Genomic DNA, 17,056 nt, shown 5'->3' on the forward strand with positions numbered 1-17,056 from the left:
CGGACTTCCTAACAATAGACGTTGATTAGCAAAAAAAGTGCCATTTTTGGTGACTTTTGGCTAAAAGTAATTTTGCTTAGTCAGATAATTAACTTGAAATCAATTCACTTCATTATCCTTACATAGTCTTGGTTTAATTGCTAGATTGGTCAAATTTGGAACTAAATGAAAACACAGTTGAGATGAGATTGTGTTTCTGAATATGTATAAGTGTATCTAAATTTAAGATTTTTGTTATAAAAATTGAGCCGTATGATTAGCGATCGCCAGTTAAATTGAGATAAATTGATTAAAATAAGCTTGATTGGAACTTGGAATTATTAAAATTTGATTTGAATAGTTATCAAGCTGGAAAAATTTGGTCAATATTACTCTATAAGAATGGATATAGACAATTTCTCAATCCCGAAAATAAGCTGAAGATAAAGATGCAAAATTTGGGAATTAACATAGCATGTGCAATACGTAACCCCTATTTGCAAATATCTGAAAATGTAACATCTGCAAGTCACAAAGTCAGGCTTTGTGCGGAGAACGAAAGAGTGGAGAGGAAAAATTCAAGGTTCAATCTACTAGTAAAAGTCATGACTGATGTTCCTGCCTCAGTATTAAAAGTGCGAAATATCTCTCATCTGAGCGATCGCCTACTTGGCAGAGATTAAGTATTTATCTTCAGGAGATTTCATGAGAATAGCAGTTGCTAAAGAAATTGAAGTTTGCGAACGTCGTGTGGCATTAATTCCTGACGTTGTTGCCCGATTAGTAAAGCAAGGTTTAGAAGTTTGGGTGGAATCGGGAGCAGGAGAGCGATCCTTTTTTAGCGATCCTGCTTATGAAGCAGCAGGAGCCACAATTATTAGCGATTCTGTCAAATTATGGAGCGAAGCAGACATTCTGCTGAAAGTTAGCCCACCCCAAGAACGAGAAGATGGACGTTCAGAAATTGATTTATTAAAGGAAGGAGCTGTATTAATTAGCTTCCTAAATCCTTTAGGAAATCCGGTGGTGGCACAGCAATTAGCAAATCGCAAAGTCACGTCCTTGAGTATGGAATTGATACCCCGTACCACCAGGGCGCAAAGTATGGATGCTTTGTCCTCGCAAGCTTCATTGGCAGGTTACAAGGCAGTATTGATTGCCGCAGCTGCATTACCAAAATATTTCCCGATGCTGACAACAGCCGCAGGCACAATCGCTCCAGCGAAAGTATTTATTATGGGTGCTGGGGTGGCTGGATTGCAAGCGATCGCCACCGCTAGACGCCTGGGAGCAGTGGTAGAAGCCTTTGATATTCGTCCGGCTGTGAAAGAAGAAGTGCAAAGCTTAGGGGCAAAATTCGTCGAAGTAAAACTCGAAGAAGAAACAACCGCCGCTGGTGGCTATGCTAAAGAAATTTCTGAAGCTAGCAAACAACGAACTCAAGAAGTTGTCACCGAACACGTGAAAAATGCTGATGTGGTGATTACCACCGCCCAAGTACCAGGTAAAAAAGCCCCACGACTGGTGACAGAAGAAATGGTGGCACAAATGAAACCCGGTTCAGTGATTGTAGATTTAGCCGCCGAACAAGGTGGTAACTGCGCCTGCACCGAACCCGGCAAAGATATTGTCTGGAATGGCGTCACAATAATCGGCCCCATCAATTTACCATCTTCAATGCCAGTCCACGCCAGCCAATTGTATTCCAAGAATTTGACATCGTTAATCCAACTGTTGATTAACAAAGAAAAAGCTTTGCAAGTTGACTTTGGCGACGACATCGTTGATGCAGCTTGTGTTACCCACGCAGGTGAAATTCGCAATCAACGAGTGCGTGAGGCGCTACAGGCTTTGAATACTCAAGAACCGGCGGTTAGTTAGGGAATAGGGAATGGGGAGTAGGAATTTTAGATTTTAGATTTTGGATTTTAGATTGAAATTTAATCCAAAATCGTCAATCCAAAATCCAAAATTGAATTGCCCTATTCCCATTTACAAAAGGAGTTTTATTTCATGACAGAGGCATTACTCGCTGCTTTGTTTGTGTTTGTTTTGGCGTCTTTTATTGGCTTTGAAGTCATCAACAAAGTACCTCCGACGTTACACACCCCTTTAATGTCAGGCTCAAACGCAATTTCTGGCATTGCAGTACTGGGGGCAATTGTGGCCTCTGGTGCTAGAGAAACAAGTGTGTCAGTGATTCTCGGTTTAATTGCTGTGGTATTGGCAACTGTGAACGTTGTTGGTGGTTTCCTTGTCACAGACAGAATGCTCCAAATGTTCAAGAAAAAGGAGATTAAGGCGTGAGCGACTTTTTACCAACTGGCATTCAGCTGACATATTTAGTCGCTGCATCCTTATTCATTTTTGGTTTGAAAAAGCTGGGTTCGCCAGCTACAGCACGGAATGGTAACGTCATTGCAGCGGTGGGGATGTTGCTGGCAATTGTAGCCACAATGCTAGATCAACATGTGTTGAACTATGAAATGATTTTGTTAGGCTTGGCAATTGGATCTGGGATTGGTGCGATCGCAGCCTACAAAGTCCAAATGACAGAAATGCCCCAAATGGTGGGTTTGCTCAACGGTTTGGGCGGTGCGGCTTCGGCATTGGTGGCTGTTGCTGAATTCTGGCGGTTATTAGATTCTGGCGCACCCGTACCTCTAGATGTGAACATTTCCATGCTGTTGGATGTGTTAATCGGTGGTGTTACCTTCACGGGTAGTTTTCTCGCCTTTGCCAAATTGCAAGGTTTAATCAGTGGTTCCCCGATTACATTTCCCTTACAGCAACAATTTAACCTGGTGCTGCTAGCTGCTTACGTAACCGGCAGTATCTATTTAATCATGACACCGGATAGCCTACCCATCTTCTTGGGAGTAGTTGCTGTTTCCTTGGTGTTAGGTGTGATGTTCGTCATCCCCATTGGTGGTGGCGATATGCCCGTGGTAATTTCGCTGTTGAACTCCTTGTCAGGTATTGCAGCCGCCGCCGCTGGGTTCGTGGTGATGAACAACATGTTAATCATCGCTGGCGCACTGGTGGGAGCATCTGGTATTATCCTGACCGAAATTATGTGTAAAGCAATGAACCGCTCCCTCTTCAGCGTGCTGTTCAGCGCTTTTGGTTCAGCTGGTGGTGCTGGTGGTGGTGCTGGTGGTAGTGCAATAGATCAAACTGTCCGCAGTATCGATCCCGAAGAAGGGGCGATGATGTTGGGATATGCCCGTTCTGTGGTAATTGTACCTGGTTATGGGATGGCAGTTGCCCAAGCACAACATAGCGTCCGGGAATTGTCAGATCAATTAGAACGGATGGGCGTAGATGTCAAGTATGCTATTCACCCCGTAGCTGGAAGAATGCCAGGGCACATGAACGTGTTATTGGCTGAGGCGAATGTGCCTTATACGCAGTTGTACGACATGGATGATATTAATCCCCAGTTTGAACAAGCTGATGTGGCTTTAGTAATTGGGGCAAATGACGTAGTAAATCCAGCGGCGCGGAGTGATACAAATAGCCCGATTTATGGTATGCCGATTTTGGAAGTAGATCGGGCGAAGCAGACAATTGTGATTAAGCGCGGGATGAGTACTGGTTTTGCCGGTGTAGATAATGAGTTGTTCTACAAGGATAAAACTACGATGCTCTTTGGTAGCGCGAAAGATATGGTGTCGAAGTTGGTTTCAGAAGTGAAGCAACTGTAAACGAAGTCCAAAGGGCGCAATGTAAAGAAAGAATTTAGAGAGTTGGCTAGCCTTGGGAGTGTGATAATTCCAAGGCTAGTTTTTTTGTTGGGGAGCTACTCCACACAAATGTACAAAGATTAGAAAATTTATTTCCGAAAATTATACATAAATTTTTATTCCTTTACTTGACATTCTGCGTATACTCAATTATTTTTGACTAGCCAAATTTAATTTCATAAATAAAATTGCAGATTTATGATATCTCAAGATTTTTTTGATGATAAAATTCTCGAAAAAATAGTTAATAGATTTTATGGATATGGTAATTATCAAGGAAATTATTGGTTTATTGGTATGGAAGAAGCAGGAGGAGATTTTCAAGAGATTAATAATAGAATAAATATATGGTCAGATAGAGGAGAACAGGAAATAGAAGATATTGCAGAATTTCATGAAGCTATCGGATATGGAGCAAGTTTTGAAGCAAATGCCAGATTGGATGTGCCAGTTTGGAATAAAGTTATTCGTATTTTATTAAGTGCTAAAGGACAAGAAAATATTGATATAGAAGATGTTCGTAAATATCAAATAAACGAATTAGGTAGAAGAAATAAAGAGACTTGTTTGTTAGAATTATTGCCTTTAGCGTCAGCATCTCTTAAGCATTGGATATATAGTGAGCGTTCCCGGTTGTCTTATTTATGCAATAGGGAGACTTATGAAGAGCATTTTCTTGAAACTCGAATTAATCATATCAGCGAGAGAATAAAAGAATGTCATCAACTTAAAGCAGTTATTTACTACGGAATAGGATATGAATATTCTTGGAGAGAAATAACTAAAAAAATAGGGGATATTGATTTTTTATGGAGGTCAGAAGGTTTCTTCATTGGTAAAAATGCTCAAACTGTATTTGTGATAGCTAAACATCCAGCCACTAAAGGTTTAACAAATGAATATTTTCATAAAATTGGTATATCAATCGCTGAGAAATTAGCAGAGTAAAAATAATTATCGCTTTCTCTCTACGTCTCCTTGTTTGGTGCGTGAGATAAAAAGCGATCGCCTGCAAAATCTATAAAGTGCGATCGCTAAGATATTGGGTGAGAAATATTTAAGACAATAGCTAATGCTTGAGACACAAGCTGCATTTCTGAGTCAGAGAGTTGACCTAATTTTCTAACTAATCTTATTTCTGAAACTGAACGTATTTGAAAAGTATCGACACCAGAAACTTTGGCTAAACTGTTTTCTATGCTTGGTTCCAACCGCACCATCCAAGGTCTGATTGCATATCTTTCTTTCCAATCCGTAATTGGGACAATAACCTTCAAAGGTAAAATTCCAATAGCATCATCATTTACTATGATACAAGGACGTTTTTTGCTAATTTCCGTCCCGACAGTTGGATCTAAGTTAACTAGCCAGACTTCACCTCTGTACATAAGTCTCTGAATTCTAGAAGTCTTCATCTGGATAATCGGAAAAGTCTTCTCCCTCTAAGTCTGAGAATATATTTAATTCACCATCAGGCGCATAATCTTCAATAGCTGTCATTGCCGCTAGCGTTAATTGGTGTTTTTGATCATCTTTGGTAAGAGAGTGTTTTTCTTGAAGAACCAATTGCAGGGCTGATTCAGCTATCTTTAAGCGATCGCTTATGCTCAAACTTGGAAGTGCTTGGAGAATTTCTTTGATTTGCATATAACTTTATAGAGTCAGTCTATTATTCATCCTAATCAAAATATGAAGTTTAGAGTGTACGTTAGCTTAGCTTACCACAGGTATTGCTTCTTCTCTCTTTCCTCTGCCTTCTGTGCGCCTCTGCGTGAGACAAAAAAGCGATCGCTCTTTTCCTTCTTTAGGTCTTTACGTGAGATAAAAAAAAGCGTAGGCAAAGCCAGCCGCAGGCATCGCCAACTTTACATTCTAAATTTCTTGCCACTCTCTAGCATCAATAAACATAGACAGATGCTTTTTATTACTTGTGGCGATAATAACCTCATGTCCATAATTAGCAACTAAAAGAGATTGAGATGCCAAAATTACATCACCATCTAAAGCTTTATTATCTGCTGTAGATTTACCTTGATTTCTGACTAAGATTGAACAAGATATTATCATCTTTCTTGACAGTGATAATATGACAATAATAAAAGCAAGGTACTTGTGACCTTGCTTTTGTTTTAGGTGACGTTATTACATTAATCCTGCAAAAGATTAGCGAGATTTATTGCCACTTGAACTTTGGGCAGATTTCGCTTCTTGAAGTAACTGCGGCATATGTTGTTCAATCTTTTGAGCTGTCTGTTCTTCCTGCTGCAAGTTTTGTTGTAGCAGTTTGACAACTTCATTCTGCCCAATTTCTTGGGCAACTTTAATCAAGCCGCGATAACAAGCAATTTCCAATTGTTCTACCTTAGCCTGCGCTCCTGCTACTCCTAGTTCCAGAATTTTAGGACTATCAGCAGTCAGTAGTGTTAATTTTTGGGCATCGCTAATCAAACCAGCCGCAGCATCACAAGTTACGCGCTGTGGTTGCTGTCCCAAGTTGCTGAATGCTTGTTCTAGATTTCTAATTTGCTGCTCGGTTTCCCGAATATGGGTTTCCAGCAAGGACTTTAATTGATTGTGTTGACTACACTGCCACATTAGCTGCTGAGCTTCTAAAAAGCGATGTTCAGCATCGTAGATTCCACCAAGTTCGTAGAGGAACTTATCACGCAAATTTGCAATTTTTTTAGTGCCTGGACGTTCGCTAAGTTGAACCATTGTGATTCTCCCAGAGGTTAATGGTGTATTTCACAGTCACACCCCTAACCTACGTCCCTGACAAAGTCTTCTCTTCATACCTCAGACACAGCTAAGTGTTAAATCTGACTGCTAAATTCCATACACAATCTCATAGGAATTAACATTTATTTATGTTTGACTCATAATTGAGTCATTTTGTAAAGTCGCCAAACTCCTACTTAATGACAGCGACAGCCTGATGAAGGGATCGGGTAAATTAAGATAAGTAAAGAAAATGTTTTGAAGAACATGACAGCTTTAAGCTTAGAAGAAATTTCTACTCAGTTAGAAAGTCCAGATTTACGCGATCGCATGGTAGCCCTTGCGAATCTGCGTCACGTTTCCCCTGAGGATGCAGTGCCTTTGATTAAAAAAGTACTAGACGACGAATCTTTGCAATTGCGATCGATGGCTATATTTGCCCTTGGAGTTAAGTCTACCCCAGAATGTTATCCAATTTTGGTGAAGATTCTCGAAAATGACCCAGATTACGGCATTCGTGCTGATGCTGCTGGTGCTTTAGGGTATTTGGGCGATGTCAGAGCTTTTGAGGTACTTTCACGGGCGTTTTATGAAGATACTGATTGGTTAGTGCGCTTTAGTGCAGCCGTATCTCTCGGTAACCTAAAAGACCCTCGTGCCCGTCAAATTCTCCTGCAAGCTCTCGATAGCAAAGAAAAGGTCTTGCAAGAAGCTGCGATCTCTGCCCTTGGAGAAATTCGAGATATTGAGTCTGTCGATAGTATCTTGCGATTTGCCCAATCTGATGATTGGTTAGTTAGGCAACGTCTAGCAGAAGCTTTGGGCAATCTTCCCACTCCCAAGAGCGTCTCAGCCTTGAAATACCTAGAAAAGGACAATCATTACAACGTTGCTGAGGCAGCAAGAATTAGCCTCAAGAAACTTGAGGAAACAGGTAATCAAGCTTAATATTCAAGCCTGCTACTACCTTTTAATAATAATTAAGTGGGAATTTTTGCATTTTGATGCAGGGTAATTTCATTCATGAATATTGAAGAATTTTTTCAGTTAAGTGCTGGTAAATGGTTTTCTCATCGTACTATTCATCATTTAGCTTTGAATCAATCCGAACATGGCAAGTCAGACACCATTATTGAGACACTACCAGCAGACCATCCAGAAGTAAGTAAATTGTGTCAACAATACCAAATTAATCCTAGTTTGGCCTCCTGTGGTCTCAAAGTCACCTGGAACGGCACAATGGAACGGGAGCAAGTAAAACACAGTGGTTCAACCGTCTTAGTTTCAGTACCCGATACAGATAACCCCAGTCAGGGTAAGTTACTCAGGCAAATAGTTGATGCCCAAAAACCTCTAGTTCCCGGACGCTATCAGCTAGATAGCGATGGTGCTTTAACTCTAACAACAGAAGATGAAACCATGAAATCTGAGGAGCGTCTGTGGTTTGCTAGCCCCAATTTGCGAATGCGGGTGAATGTCTTAAAGCGTTCTGGCGGGTTTAGTATTACTTCTTTTACTTCTGAGATTCGCCTGGGAGGCTTTCCACCTGCGGCGAAAGCTTCCGAGACGGCTACCTCAGTATCGAGTTAGTTTTAATACAAAATCCTCCCCCTTCTTCTGGGGGATGAAATTTTTAAATTTGCAAAAAATTGGCCATAGCCTGCGGTAGTGGCAAAACAATAATAATCAACAAAGCCATTGATAATAATCCCCAAACGTCACGTTTATTATCCAATTCCGTGACATCATTCAAGGCAGGTTCATCAACTAATGGCATAAATAATAAAATAATTGCCCACAACAAAAATTCTTCTCGGACTAAAGAAAGTAGTAGTAACAAAATGCGGGCAATTTGACCTATGACAATTGCAGTTCTTTGTCCAAACATTGCATGGACAATGTGACCTCCATCTAATTGTCCCACGGGCATTAAATTTAAAGCGGTGACAACTAATCCCAGAAAACCTGCCACTGCTACTGGATGCAAGTCAAGAGCCGATTTTGCTGTTAATTGACTTCCCAAAGCTAACTTGGACAGGAGTGCTAATAAAATAGAATACTTGGGATTGAGAGCATCAGGATTCAAAAGTCGGGTTTTTTCAGTCAGAGTAACCACATCAGAATGAGCCAATCCCCAAATTAGTATGGGCAATGTAACGACAAAACCCGCCAAGGGCCCAGCAATACTAATATCAAATAAAGCTTTGCGGTTAGGAATGGGACTACGCATTTGAATGAACGCACCAAAGGTTCCCAAGAAGAAAGGCACGGGAATAAAATAAGGCAACGTGGAGCGAATATTGTAGAATCTTGCTGTTAAATAATGTCCAAGTTCGTGAGTGCCTAAAATTGCCATTAATCCTAAAGCGTAGGGCAAACCTTTGAGTAGAACATCAGCGCTAAATACAGTTTTCAGCAAAGATCCTATTTCCGATGTTCGTGGGATAGCAACACCAGCAATTTCCACTCCCACTAAAGTAGTAGTGACTAAAGTAGCCAGCAGTAAAAAAAGTGCTAAACCTGGTCTAGTTAACTGTTGTTGGTCGCGTTGTGGTGTATTTGCTTGTTTTGCAGCTTGAGTATTGGGAACTAGTACAAAGAAAGGTTTGCCATTGAAACCTTCTTGAAAGATGAGCAAAAAGCGATCGCCAAATTGTGCTTCAATATTAGCCTTAATCTGTTGATAAGCATTGTTAGCTTTAGTTCGCAACTGACCGCGACAAATTACCGCTTGCGGCCGATACTCAATATTTTGCACATAGTATACAGACCAGGGAAAACAATTTCGCAGTTGAGTTTCTTCTGTTGGTTCAATTGGACGGACTATTGTTTCTGGGGTAGGCTGTGTAATTGGTTGTGATTCTGAGGCTTGGGCTTGGGTTTCATCGGTTTGTATATCTGGTGGTACTCGACGCCCCCATTGAAATAATATCCAGTAAAACATTATGCAGATAAATAAAGACCACATGAACAACTCTAGTGGCAGAGGTTGTTTCGCTCCGTACATCAGCATCCATCCAATCAACAGCAATGCTGGTGTCATTAAAACCAACCACAACAACCATACTGGCGTCCGGGTGATCTGAGCGACGCTATGCTGCACCATTAGATAAGTAGCTAGCCCCAGCAGGAGGAGAAACAAAAACCAAAATTCCATATTATTTTCAGTAATTTTGACAAAACGCCCCACCAGTAGCTCTAGCACCATGGCCTTAACTACAAGGTAGACATTAAACCCCAATTTTTAACCAACGGTTAACAGTGCTAGTTAACGCTGAAGTTTCAATCCTTGAGAATTTTTACACTGTAACCAGATTATCCACAACTCCTCAGTTTCGGTTCTTTACATTATGTCCCCTTCACCTCAACAGCCGAGTCGCACAACCAACCCACCACGGGTTGTGTTCCCGAACGAAATTCCTAGCAAAGATTCTCCAAAAATGGACTTCGCCCAAGAGAGCATTTTTGCTTTCCCACCCAATCGGGACACATTAGGGGGAACTTCTTATTTTATTGTAAGAAATGAAAGCAATATCCTCATAGACTGCCCCAGCCTAGAGCAAACAAATCAAGATTTTATTGCAGCACATGGGGGCGTGGATTGGTTATTTCTCACCCATCGAGGCGCTATTGGCAAGACCGCTGAATTTCAGCAGATTTTTGGTTGCAAAATCCTGATTCAAGAACAAGAAGCTTATTTGTTACCAGGCTTAACCGTAACTACTTTTAGCCAAGAATTTACTCTCGATGGAGAAATACAACTGATTTGGACACCAGGTCATTCTCCCGGTTCATCTTGCCTATACTACAGTCAACTTGGAGGTATTTTGTTTTCTGGTCGCCATTTAGTCCCGAATCAGCAAGGTCAACCAGTACCATTACGGACAGCCAAAACTTTTCACTGGCCGCGACAAATTAATAGTCTGCGATTGTTATTAGAACGTTTTGCACCAGAAACTCTTCACTACATTTGCCCTGGGGCGAATATAGGTTTTTTGAGAGGAAACTTTACCATAGATGGAGCTTACCAACATCTGGCCTCTCTTGATTTACAAGCTTTGCTGCGGTTACAGCCCCTACTGTAATAGACTATCTCTTTCCCTACTCCCGACTGCCTACTGACTTGTAAGTAGAGAACAGGGTCGGGGGAACAGAAAACACATAATAACTACTTACATGCATAGTGATGAAAAATGTTTTCATCGGGACTGACTTTGGTCAACTATTAACAGTCAACAGCCAACATTCTCAATTGAAATTTTCTCATATTTGTTAACCAGGACACTGGCTGGGGAACTCTAAGCCTGAGACAAGGAATTCTGGTAAAAATTTATGAGCGGGAAAGTTGTTGAAACTGTAAAGATCGCTAGCTACGAGATTGTGGAACAACTTTATTCAGGTTCTCGCACCAAAGTATATCGGGCAATACGAGAATGCAATTGCCAGCCAGTTGTCATCAAGCTTTTAAAACGAGAATACCCGACTTTGGGCGAATTACTACAGTTTCGCAACCAATATGCGATCGCCAAAAATCTCGATATTCCTGGCATCATCAAACCCTACAGTCTCGAAGCCTATAATAATGGCTATGCCTTGGTAATGGAAGACTTTGGCGGTGTTTCCCTACGGGAATTTACTTGTGCAAAACCACTGCCATTAGAAGAATTTCTACCCATTGCCCTGCAACTGCTAGACACTTTACACCAGTTGCACCAACAGCGCGTCATTCATAAGGACATTAAACCAGCCAACATTCTAATTCACCCTGACAGCAAACAAGTCAAACTAATTGACTTCAGTATTGCCTCGCTCTTACCAAGAGAAACTCAGGAAATTCAGAGCATCAATGGACTCCAGGGCACTCTAGCGTATTTATCCCCAGAGCAAACTGGGCGGATGAACCGAGGTATTGACTACCGCAGCGACTTTTATTCATTGGGTGTGACATTTTTTGAGTTACTGAGCGGACAACTGCCTTTTACATCCGATGAGCCAATGGAATTAGTGTATTTTCATATCGCTAAACAGCCCCCCTCCATCTGTGACCTCAACCCCAAAATGCCTTTAATGCTTGGAGAGATTGTTGGCAAGCTGATGGCCAAAAACGCTGAAGACCGCTATCAGAGTACATTGGGACTGAAATATGACTTAGAAAAATGTTGCCGGGAATGGCAAGCAACAGGCAAACATACCTGGTTTGATTTGGCACAGCACGATATTAGTTCTCGCTTTCTCATCAGAGAAAAACTCTACGGACGAGAGCAAGAAGTCCAAACTTTACTAGAAGCATTTGGGCGAATTGCCAATGGAGGAGCTGAGTTGATGTTGGTGGCTGGTTTCTCCGGTATTGGCAAAACTGCGGTGGTGAATGAAGTACATAAGCCAATTGTCCGTTGGAGTGGGTATTTCATCAAAGGTAAGTATGACCAATTCAACCGCAACATTCCCCTGTCTGCTTTTGTTCGAGCTTGCCGCGATTTGATGACACAATTACTCGGCCAGAGCGACAGTCAACTCGAACAATGGCGAACTAAAATTCTGTCTGCTTTGGGTGAAAGCGGACAGGTAATAATTGAGGTGATTCCGGAATTAGAACAGATTATTGGCAAACAACCACCTACACCAGAACTATCAGGTAGTGCTGCCCAAAACCGCTTTAATTTGCTGTTTGTCAAGTTTATTCAGGTATTTGCCACAAGAGAACATCCTTTGGTTGTGTTCCTAGATGATTTGCAATGGGCAGATTCAGCATCACTGAATTTACTGAAACTGCTGATGGATGAAACTGTAAACGGCTACTTATTTATTATTGGTGCGTACCGGGATAACGAAGTGTTTGCGGCTCATCCGTTACTGCTGATCTTGGAAGATATTCGGAAGGTGGCGACGGTTAACACTCTGACGTTGATGAACTTGAGTCAAAGAGATGTCAACTATTTGATTGCAGATACATTGAGTTGTTCCACAGAAATTGCCCTACCATTGGCTGGACTAGTTTATCAAAAAACCAAAGGCAATCCGTTCTTTACAACTCAGTTTCTCAAGGCATTACACGAGGAGGGGCTAATTAACTTTAATTGGGATGCCGGTTTTTGGCAGTGTGACGTGGCACAAGTGCGATCGCTGGCTCTCACTGATGATGTTGTTGAGTTTATGGCAATTCAACTTTTAAAGTTGTCGCCCAAAACTCAGGAAGTTTTGCAACTAGCAGCTTGTATTGGGAATCAATTTGATTTAAATACATTGGCAATTATTTATCAAAAATCCCAGACAGAAACTGCGGCGGATTTATGGAAAGCATTGCAAGAAGGATTTGTAATTCCCATCAATGAAGTTTACAAATTTTATCAAGATGCATCATTACCAACAACTCATGATAACGGACAAAAAACAGTTTATAAATTTTTGCACGATCGCATCCAACAAGCGGCTTATTCTCTGATACCTGAGGAGCAAAAACAAGCAACACACTTGCAAATTGGACAACTGTTGCTTAACAACACACCAATTACAGAACTAGATGCAAATTTGTTTGAGATTGTCAATCAACTCAACATTGGTAAATCCTTGATTATTGAGCGATTGCCACAAATCGAAATCGCTGCACTCAATTTACAAGCAGGAAAAAAAGCTAAAGCTGCCACAGCTTATGCAGCTGCTTATCAGTACTCAACTACAGGTCTTGCTTTACTCAATTTTTCTCCATCTCTAGATGATAACTGCTGGCAAACACACTACGACCCCACCTTGGAATTGCACGAATTAGCAGCGGAAACTGCATACTTAAGCGGTGATTTTAGGCAGATGGAGCAATGGGCAGATGTTGTCATCCAACAGGCAAAAACCGCTGTTGACAAAATGAAAGTTTATGGTGTCAAAATCCAAGCTTCTATGGCCCAAGTTAAAAAGCTAGAAGCAGTCAAAATTGGATTAGAAGCTCTAAAACTTGTAGGAGTAACCATACCAGAATCACCGCAGCCTTCAGATATTCAACAAGCACTGAGTCAAGTTGCAAGTAATTTGGAGACGAAGAATATTGAAGAATTGACTAACTTACCATTAATGACAGATATCGAACATTTATCTGCTGCCAGAATGTTAGCCACTATCGGCCCTGCTACCTATCAAGCTGCACCGATACTATTTCCATTGGTGATATCTGAATTGGTAAACTTATCAATCACCTATGGTAATTCTCCTTTTTCAAGTTATGGCTACGCTTGTTACGGTATCCTTTTAAATGCAATATTTAAAAATATTAAATCAGCTTATCAAATTGGAAAATTAGCTTTAAATTTAGCAGAAAATTTCAATGTTCCAGATATCAAAGGCTCTACATTTTTTGTGGTGGGAGTTTGTATACTTCATGCCAAAGTCCATCTGAAAGAAACTTTACCAATTCTCTGGGATGCTTACCAAAGTGGTTTGGAAGGCGGAAATTTTGTATTTGCTACCCATGCTGCCATCCATAAATACCAGCACACTTACCTAATGGGACAAGAGCTAACAATAGTTGCCCAAGAAATGGCAACCATGAGTCATGTCCTAACTCGGCTCAAGCAAGAAAATGCTTTAAACTTTCATCAAATCTTTCAACAATCAGTCTTAAATTTACTGAATATCTCAGAAAATCCATGCATCTTGCAAGGTGAAGTTTACAACGAGGAAATAGGTTTACCAAAGCTTATAAATGCTCATGATAGAACAGGATTGCATCACTTTTATTTTAATAAATTGATTCTTTACTACTTGTTTGGAGACTATTCACAAGCACAGACAAATGCACTACAAGCTGAAGAATATTTAGATGGAGTGCCAGGTCTTGTGGTTGTACCAGTGTCTTATTTTTATGATTCTTTGGCGCACTTAGCAATTTACCCATCCGTAGCAGATTCGCAAAGAGAAAACCTCCTGAATCGAGTTAGGAATAATCAGGAAAAAATGCAACAATGGGCTAGCGATGCACCAATGAATTTTCAACATAAATTTGATTTGGTTGCAGCAGAACAGTATCGGATTCTAGGCAACAAAGCTGACGCAATTGACTATTACGATCGCGCCATAACTCTAGCCAAAGAACACGGCTACATCCAAGAACAAGCACTAGCCAACGAACTAGCTGCTAAATTCTACCTAGATTGGGGTAAACAGCGCATCGCCCAAGAATACATCACCGAAGCTTATTATGGCTATGCTCATTGGGGTGCCAAAGCCAAAGTCGCCGACTTAGAAAAACGCTATCCCCAACTACTCGCCCCCATCCTCCAGCAAACCCACTCTCTCCTCTCCACGTCTGAAACCATCTTCAACTTAGGAACTATCACCTCCACCAATTCCGCCAGTTCCAGTAGTAGCAACGTCTCTGTGGCTTTAGATTTAGCTGCGGTTCTCAAAGCTTCTCAAATCCTTTCTGGCGAAATCGAACTGGAAAAATTGCTCTCAACATTGCTGGATATTTTGATTGAAAATTCTGGAGCCGAGAAATGCGTGTTGCTGCTATCCCACGAACAACAGTTGATGGTGCAATCCGTCACTGGTAGTGATTTTTGCCCGATGCTGCACAAACCACAATTTCTTGAAGACAGCGAGGATGTGCCCATAAGTTTGATTAATACCGTCAAACGCACCCTAGAACCTGCGGTAATTATTGATGCTAGAGTAAATCGGCAATTAACTAACGATCCTTACATCCAGCGACAACAGCCCAAGAGTATCTTGTGCAGCCCGATTTTGCATCAGGGTCAATTGCTTGGTGTATTGTACCTAGAAAATAATCTTGTGACTGGAGCCTTTACCAGCGATCGCGTCAAGCTGCTCAACTTACTTTGCGCCCAAGCTGCCATTTCTCTGGAAAATGCTCGACTTTATGCCAATTCCCAGAACTACGCCCAACAATTGGCACAATCTTTAGCAAAATTGCAGGCTAGTGAAACCCGCTTTCAAAATTTGGCAAATAATATTCCTGGTATGGTGTATCAATTCCGTCTAGCGGCAGATGGTTCAAATTCAACACCCTACGTCAGTTCTGGCTGTTTGGATTTGTATGGTTTGGAACCAGAATCCGTGATGGCCGGAAAGCATAGTCTTTATGCTATGCATCATCCTGAAGACGACACAGCTATCGCCAAAGCAATGATCTACTCTGCCCAAACTTTGACACCTTTTAAACAAGAATGGCGGATTATCTTACCTTCAGGAAGCATCAAATGGATTCAATCTGCTGCTCGTCCAGAGCGACAAGCCGATGGTGCAATTGTATGGGATGGGGTAGTAATTGATATTAGCGATCGCAAACAAATCGAAGCATCCCTAGCCAAAGAACGAGAGTTTTTAAATGCCATAATTCACAATATTACTGATGGCATTGTTGTTTGTGATGCTACTGGCAACCTGACTTTATTTAATAAAGCAACTTGTGAATTTCATGGCTTACCAATACAGTCATTACCACCAGAAGCATGGGCAGAACATTTCGATCTCTATCAACCTGATGCTAAAACCCCTTTGTCTACCACAGAAATTCCTTTGGTTCGCGCCTTTCAAGGAGAAATTGTGGAAAATCTCGAAATAGTAATTGCACCGAAGCATGGTTTGAGGAGAATTTTATTATCCAGCGGACAAGCGATATTTGATAGTCAGGGTAACAAACTCGGTGCAGTAGTTGTGATGCGAGATATTAGCGATCGCAAACTGACTGAAATTGCTTTGCAGCAAAAATCACAAGATTTAGAACAAGCTTTAATTAATTTGCAAAACGCCCAATTACAAATTATTCAAAGTGAAAAAATGTCTGCTTTGGGCAATTTAGTGGCTGGTGTCGCTCACGAAATGAATAATCCCCTTGGTTTTATTGCTGCCACTCTCAAACAAGCTAAACCCACTTTTGCTGATTTTGTTGAACATCTGAGACTATATCAAGAAAGTCTATCCCACAAGAGTGAAAAAATCCTTGACCATGCCCAAGAAATTGACTTGGATTACATCCTAGAAGACTTGCCTAAAGCAATTGACTCCATGACGATGGCCTGTGAGAGATTGAAAAATATTAGCACTAGTCTCTGCACATTTTCCCGTGGCGATCGAGATTACAAAGTTTCTTTTAATATCCACCAAGGCATTGACAGCACAATTTTAATTTTGAAACATCGTCTCAAAGCTAACGAACAACGTCCTGCCATTGAAGTATTGACTGAATATGGAAAAATACCACAAATTGAATGTTTTCCTGGTCAATTAAATCAAGTGTTTATGAATATTTTAGCCAATGCTATTGATGCCTTAGAAGATGCCAATAATGGACGTAGTTTTGAGGAAATTAAACTCAATCGCAATTTAATTAAAATTAAAACCTTTCTAGAAAATAACTCCGTCAAAGTTATCATTAGTGATAATGGTAAGGGAATGACAGAAGAAGTCAAACAAAAGATTTTTGATAATTTATTTACTACTAAAGGCGTTGGTAAAGGTACTGGTTTAGGATTAGCCATCGCCCGTCAAATTATTTTAGAAAAACACGGCGGCTCCATCAGTGTCAATTCTCAACTTGGTGAAGGAACTGAATTTATAATTCAGTTACCATGTGTGGGCAACAACTAGAAATCAACAATTTATGT

13 protein-coding genes are annotated in these 17,056 nt (G+C 40.9%); 8 read left to right on the forward strand and 5 right to left on the reverse strand.

Features of this window, described 5'->3' with window-relative positions:
• Positions 1-684 precede the first annotated feature (684 nt).
• The 4 genes from VF06_RS11860 to VF06_RS11875 all read left to right on the forward strand — a co-directional run bounded on the left by VF06_RS11860 (position 685) and on the right by VF06_RS11875 (position 4,673).
• Entirely contained in the window at positions 685-1,860 is a 1,176-nt protein-coding gene (locus VF06_RS11860) for a Re/Si-specific NAD(P)(+) transhydrogenase subunit alpha (protein WP_099066438.1), read from the forward strand.
• A 132-nt stretch (positions 1,861-1,992) separates the two neighbouring features.
• A complete protein-coding gene (locus VF06_RS11865; protein WP_096643021.1) occupies positions 1,993-2,286 on the forward strand; it encodes an NAD(P) transhydrogenase subunit alpha part 2 in 294 nt (97 codons plus the stop codon).
• Entirely contained in the window at positions 2,283-3,686 is a 1,404-nt protein-coding gene (locus VF06_RS11870; protein ID WP_099066437.1) for an NAD(P)(+) transhydrogenase (Re/Si-specific) subunit beta, read from the forward strand. Before VF06_RS11865 ends, VF06_RS11870 begins: the two co-directional genes overlap by 4 nt.
• Positions 3,687-3,923: 237 nt before the next feature.
• Entirely contained in the window at positions 3,924-4,673 is a 750-nt protein-coding gene (locus tag VF06_RS11875; protein WP_099066436.1) for a hypothetical protein, read from the forward strand.
• A gap of 86 nt (positions 4,674-4,759) precedes the next feature.
• Here VF06_RS11875 and VF06_RS11880 read toward each other — a convergent pair whose 3' ends face one another.
• The 4 genes from VF06_RS11880 to VF06_RS11895 form a co-directional block, all read right to left on the reverse strand.
• Positions 4,760-5,113 carry a type II toxin-antitoxin system PemK/MazF family toxin gene (locus VF06_RS11880; RefSeq protein ID WP_099066435.1) on the reverse strand — a complete coding sequence of 118 codons (354 nt, stop codon included), beginning with the start codon at positions 5,111-5,113 and terminating at the stop codon, positions 4,760-4,762.
• Between the two features lie 13 nt (positions 5,114-5,126).
• A complete protein-coding gene (locus VF06_RS11885; RefSeq protein WP_099066434.1) occupies positions 5,127-5,372 on the reverse strand; it encodes a hypothetical protein in 246 nt (81 codons plus the stop codon).
• Between the two features lie 225 nt (positions 5,373-5,597).
• On the reverse strand, positions 5,598-5,792 hold the full coding sequence (locus VF06_RS11890; RefSeq protein ID WP_099066433.1) for a hypothetical protein: 195 nt from the start codon (positions 5,790-5,792) through the stop codon (positions 5,598-5,600).
• Between the two features lie 96 nt (positions 5,793-5,888).
• Entirely contained in the window at positions 5,889-6,440 is a 552-nt protein-coding gene (locus tag VF06_RS11895; RefSeq protein ID WP_099066432.1) for a YciE/YciF ferroxidase family protein, read from the reverse strand.
• Between the two features lie 270 nt (positions 6,441-6,710).
• Here VF06_RS11895 and VF06_RS11900 point away from each other — a divergent pair, with 270 nt between their 5' ends.
• Both VF06_RS11900 and VF06_RS11905 read left to right on the forward strand, forming a co-directional pair.
• The gene (locus tag VF06_RS11900) at positions 6,711-7,391 is read left to right on the forward strand and encodes a HEAT repeat domain-containing protein (RefSeq protein ID WP_099066431.1); all 681 of its coding nucleotides are present in this window, start codon (positions 6,711-6,713) and stop codon (positions 7,389-7,391) included.
• Between the two features lie 75 nt (positions 7,392-7,466).
• Positions 7,467-8,033, forward strand: a complete 567-nt coding sequence (locus tag VF06_RS11905; protein WP_099066430.1) for a phycobiliprotein lyase — start codon at positions 7,467-7,469, stop codon at positions 8,031-8,033.
• Between the two features lie 43 nt (positions 8,034-8,076).
• Here VF06_RS11905 and VF06_RS11910 read toward each other — a convergent pair whose 3' ends face one another.
• The gene (locus tag VF06_RS11910) at positions 8,077-9,600 is read right to left on the reverse strand and encodes a site-2 protease family protein (RefSeq protein WP_099066480.1); all 1,524 of its coding nucleotides are present in this window, start codon (positions 9,598-9,600) and stop codon (positions 8,077-8,079) included.
• Positions 9,601-9,793: 193 nt separating this feature from the next.
• On the opposite strand from VF06_RS11910, the gene VF06_RS11915 reads away from it, so the two are divergent.
• The gene (locus VF06_RS11915) at positions 9,794-10,528 is read left to right on the forward strand and encodes an MBL fold metallo-hydrolase (protein ID WP_180267269.1); all 735 of its coding nucleotides are present in this window, start codon (positions 9,794-9,796) and stop codon (positions 10,526-10,528) included.
• A gap of 247 nt (positions 10,529-10,775) precedes the next feature.
• Complete coding sequence (locus VF06_RS11920) at positions 10,776-17,039, forward strand: ATP-binding sensor histidine kinase (RefSeq protein ID WP_099066429.1); 6,264 nt, start codon at positions 10,776-10,778, stop codon at positions 17,037-17,039.
• Positions 17,040-17,056 lie beyond the last annotated feature (17 nt).

Source organism: Nostoc linckia z4 (assembly GCF_002608075.1).
Lineage (GTDB): Bacteria > Cyanobacteriota > Cyanobacteriia > Cyanobacteriales > Nostocaceae > Nostoc > Nostoc linckia.

What these genes read in the sequence shown, in the direction of transcription:
- VF06_RS11910 (WP_099066480.1), bottom strand. Translation starts at nt 9,600, where the DNA reads ATGGAATTTTGGTTTTTGTTTCTCCTCCTGCTGGGGCTAGCTACTTAT.
- VF06_RS11865 (WP_096643021.1), top strand. Translation starts at nt 1,993, where the DNA reads ATGACAGAGGCATTACTCGCTGCTTTGTTTGTGTTTGTTTTGGCGTCT.
- VF06_RS11880 (WP_099066435.1), bottom strand. Translation starts at nt 5,113, where the DNA reads ATGTACAGAGGTGAAGTCTGGCTAGTTAACTTAGATCCAACTGTCGGG.
- VF06_RS11885 (WP_099066434.1), bottom strand. Translation starts at nt 5,372, where the DNA reads ATGCAAATCAAAGAAATTCTCCAAGCACTTCCAAGTTTGAGCATAAGC.
- VF06_RS11900 (WP_099066431.1), top strand. Translation starts at nt 6,711, where the DNA reads ATGACAGCTTTAAGCTTAGAAGAAATTTCTACTCAGTTAGAAAGTCCA.
- VF06_RS11875 (WP_099066436.1), top strand. Translation starts at nt 3,924, where the DNA reads ATGATATCTCAAGATTTTTTTGATGATAAAATTCTCGAAAAAATAGTT.
- VF06_RS11895 (WP_099066432.1), bottom strand. Translation starts at nt 6,440, where the DNA reads ATGGTTCAACTTAGCGAACGTCCAGGCACTAAAAAAATTGCAAATTTG.
- VF06_RS11860 (WP_099066438.1), top strand. Translation starts at nt 685, where the DNA reads ATGAGAATAGCAGTTGCTAAAGAAATTGAAGTTTGCGAACGTCGTGTG.
- VF06_RS11920 (WP_099066429.1), top strand. Translation starts at nt 10,776, where the DNA reads ATGAGCGGGAAAGTTGTTGAAACTGTAAAGATCGCTAGCTACGAGATT.
- VF06_RS11915 (WP_180267269.1), top strand. Translation starts at nt 9,794, where the DNA reads ATGTCCCCTTCACCTCAACAGCCGAGTCGCACAACCAACCCACCACGG.
- VF06_RS11890 (WP_099066433.1), bottom strand. Translation starts at nt 5,792, where the DNA reads ATGATAATATCTTGTTCAATCTTAGTCAGAAATCAAGGTAAATCTACA.
- VF06_RS11905 (WP_099066430.1), top strand. Translation starts at nt 7,467, where the DNA reads ATGAATATTGAAGAATTTTTTCAGTTAAGTGCTGGTAAATGGTTTTCT.